Below are 2,932 nucleotides of genomic sequence, written 5' to 3'. Positions count from 1 at the left end.
CCGGGCGGTAAGGCCCGCGTTTCCTTGACCAGGCGGGGCTGTCGCCGCCGTCCCCTTTGGACTTGCCGATCTCCGGCACGCGCCGGTCCGACAGCGTGCGTTCGAACTCCGACCACGGGATCGACGGGTTGTTCCAAGCCATCTTTGTCTTCCTGACTAAAGTTCAGTGTCTGGTGTTCAGTCGTAGCGGGCCTCTGCCCACCAGTTCTGCTCGTCCAGGAGAAGGAGCCAAGCCTCTCCGTTTCCGTCCACAAGCTGGAACCGGTCCGATTCAAGGCGATGATCGGCGTCCCACCACCTCTGCCGCAACGGCCAGGGGCCGGCCCACTGAGCTACCAGTCGCCGTCGTGCAGGGTCTCCGCCGGGACAGAACCACATGGGCGGGGCAATCAATCCGCCGCGATGGTCTGTACGGACTTTTTCCTTGTTCGCATCAAGCAGCAGGACGGGGATGAGGGAAGCGAACACCGTGGCGGGCTGCGGGTCTGGAATCCTGCCCGGCCACGGCCTGGAGGCCAGGGCGGCCGTTCCCGCGGGCAAGGCATCTCCCCAAGGAACCAGGCGGCGCCGCTCGGCCAGCAAGCGACCTCCGGAAACCGCGGGCACTACCACGGCTTCATGCCCCAGCATGCTTTGGATCCGGCTGAGTCCATGATGAATCTGTTCCTCGGCTCCGTCTCCAAAGAGCGCCCGACCATGATGGGCAATGGAATCCACACGGACGGGGACGAACTCGACCCGCGTGACCGGTGACGACAGTCCGCCGCGTGCCATGCCGCCGTCGTGCGTTCCGCTGGCTTGGGCAGTTTTATCGTTGGATACAGGGGGCTGCGACTGAAGCTGCCAACGCACCCTGTCCACGACGTCGCTGGCTGTGAAATGGCGGGGGTGGCCCCACGTCCGCTCGGAGCGGCTCCCTCCTTCGTCAGTGATCAGAACCCTCAGCTCCGTGCAGACCAGGCCTTCCGTCTGCACCCCGGCCACGAAGGCGTCTGCCGTGGCGCGGAGTTGGAAGGCGAGTTGGTCAACCCGGTCCAGGCCGGGTTCGAATTCGACACGTTGATCCAGTTTCCGCGGAGGAGTCCGGGGGAGCACCTTTCGGGGATCCTGTCCGCTTGCCAGGGCATGCGCAGTGATTCCGGCAGCCCCGAAACGGGCCCTGACATCTGCTGCGTGAAGATTCGCGAAATTCCCCAAAGTGAGGATGCCAAGGCGTTTGAGCAAGGAAGCCAGCTTCGGCTGCCCCAGTACTTCCACCGGAAATGGAGCCAGGAAATCCCGGGAAGAACCCGTCGGGAGGACCAGGACGGCAGATAGTTCGCTGGTGCTCCGGGCTGCTTGCTCGGCGGCGAACACGGAATCGGCGATCCCCACCCGGGCCTCCACGCCGAGGCGGTCGGCCGATTCAAGCACAGCACCTGCGGCCGCTTCTTCTCCGCCGTAATACCGGGCGGCACCCTTGGCCCGGATAGCGCAGAGGCCGGGTCGAAGCACTTCCACGCCAGGGGTCCGTTCCTCGAGTGACGAGACCACAGGTTCGAATTCCCTCGCATCCCGCACCGGATCAACGGCACACACCACCAGCTCAGGGCAGCGGGTCTGCGCTTCCCGCAGCCGCAAGCCCCGGACCACTCCCTCTGCCCGGGCTTCCGTGGAGCAAGCAGCAATGACCCCTTGGCCGATGACTGCCACAGGTACATCAGGCGGCAGGGCATCTGCCAGGCGGGCGGCGACGAGGGGCCAATCCGGGAACCAAGTCACCAACGCCCGTACCGGGGTTTCAAGCTGAAACAGCATCATGCTCCCATCCGATGGCGGGACAGATCCACCGTGCCGCTGTCCGCAAGATCCACGGAGGCCCTGCGGGAACTGCCCCGCAGCGCAACCTCGAGCTCGAGTTCCTGCTTGGCGAGATGTCCGTGGCCCTGTCCGAGCCCCGCCCACTCGTATCCATTCACGTGCAAGACGGCTTCACTCTGCGGCCATGGTCCCAAGACAAGGAGGACGGCACTCCGCTCGCGGAGCCTGGCTCCCAAGCGGGCAGCCTCGGCGGGTGCGACTTTTTCCGGAGCCCGCGCAAGGACCACCGAGAGCACGTCCGCCAAGGCGGCGATCACCGGCATCCAACTGGCCCCGGGGTCAGGCACCAGCACCAGCCGGTCGAGCGCAATGCCGAAACCTGCTGCCGCCTCGATCCCGAAGTCAGGCAGCCCAGCTACTCCGCACCATGAGCCATTGCGTGACGGGCCGGCCAACAAGGCCATGGCCAGCGACATGGATCCCTGTACGGAGTACGCCGCTCCCGGTCTCAGTCCGCCCGGGAGAAGCCTGCTGAGCGAGGGGAGTACGGGAAGCGAACGTTCGCTTCCGCGCTTGCCCTGCATGAGATGGATCTGTGCCTGCAAGTCATCGCGCAGCGAAGCCGGCGAAGCGGAAGACAGGCGGGATGACATGCTTCAATTTTCGAACATATATTCGAATGAGTCAATCGGGGGCCGGATCCCCCTGCGAGCGCGACCACGTGACGCTCGACAGTGAAACGGCCAGAATCGAGGCGAGGATCAATGCCGACGCCGGGGCGGCAACGGCCCACGGTGCCCGCTCCACGTAGTTGATTCCTTCGGCAAGGACGAGGCCCCACTCGGGCGACGGCTGATGGGGGCCGAGGCCCAGGAACCCCAGGGCAGCCAAGGCGAGCGCGATTCCCGGTATCCGGAGCATCGAATGCCTGAACACCGGGCCAAGGATGGTCGGGAGGATGTAGCGCCAGAGGATGCGGACCCTTCCCACGCCCAGGACCGGAAGGATCTTCACGTAGGGCTGGGCCCTGGCCTCCTGCGCCAGGGCGGCAGTGTGGGCGGCGAGGGGTGCCCAACTGACCAGGGTGACGGCTATCGCCGCACCTTCAGCCGATGGGCCGGTCATCACGGCA

3 protein-coding genes are annotated in these 2,932 nt (G+C 65.6%); all 3 read right to left on the bottom strand.

Translation table 11 applies throughout. The features are described from left to right. Positions 1 to 177 precede the first annotated feature (177 nt). Positions 178 to 1,800 (bottom strand): DNA polymerase Y family protein, encoded by a 1,623-nt coding sequence (locus AHiyo1_RS17220; RefSeq protein WP_059389352.1) that lies wholly within the window; start codon positions 1,798 to 1,800, stop codon positions 178 to 180. Then, positions 1,797 to 2,453 carry a hypothetical protein gene (locus tag AHiyo1_RS17215; RefSeq protein WP_216363235.1) on the bottom strand — a complete coding sequence of 219 codons (657 nt, stop codon included), beginning with the start codon at positions 2,451 to 2,453 and terminating at the stop codon, positions 1,797 to 1,799. Before AHiyo1_RS17215 ends, AHiyo1_RS17220 begins: the two co-directional genes overlap by 4 nt. A 31-nt stretch (positions 2,454 to 2,484) precedes the next feature. Beyond that, positions 2,485 to 2,932: ABC transporter permease subunit (locus AHiyo1_RS17210; RefSeq protein WP_113990697.1), on the bottom strand; the 448-nt coding region annotated here is incomplete at its 5' end.

This window comes from Arthrobacter sp. Hiyo1 (assembly GCF_001263615.2).
In the GTDB taxonomy this organism is placed as follows: Bacteria; Actinomycetota; Actinomycetes; order Actinomycetales; family Micrococcaceae; genus Arthrobacter.
The sequence above is the reverse complement of the archived record's forward strand: the minus strand, read 5'-3'. Positions and strand labels throughout refer to the sequence as shown.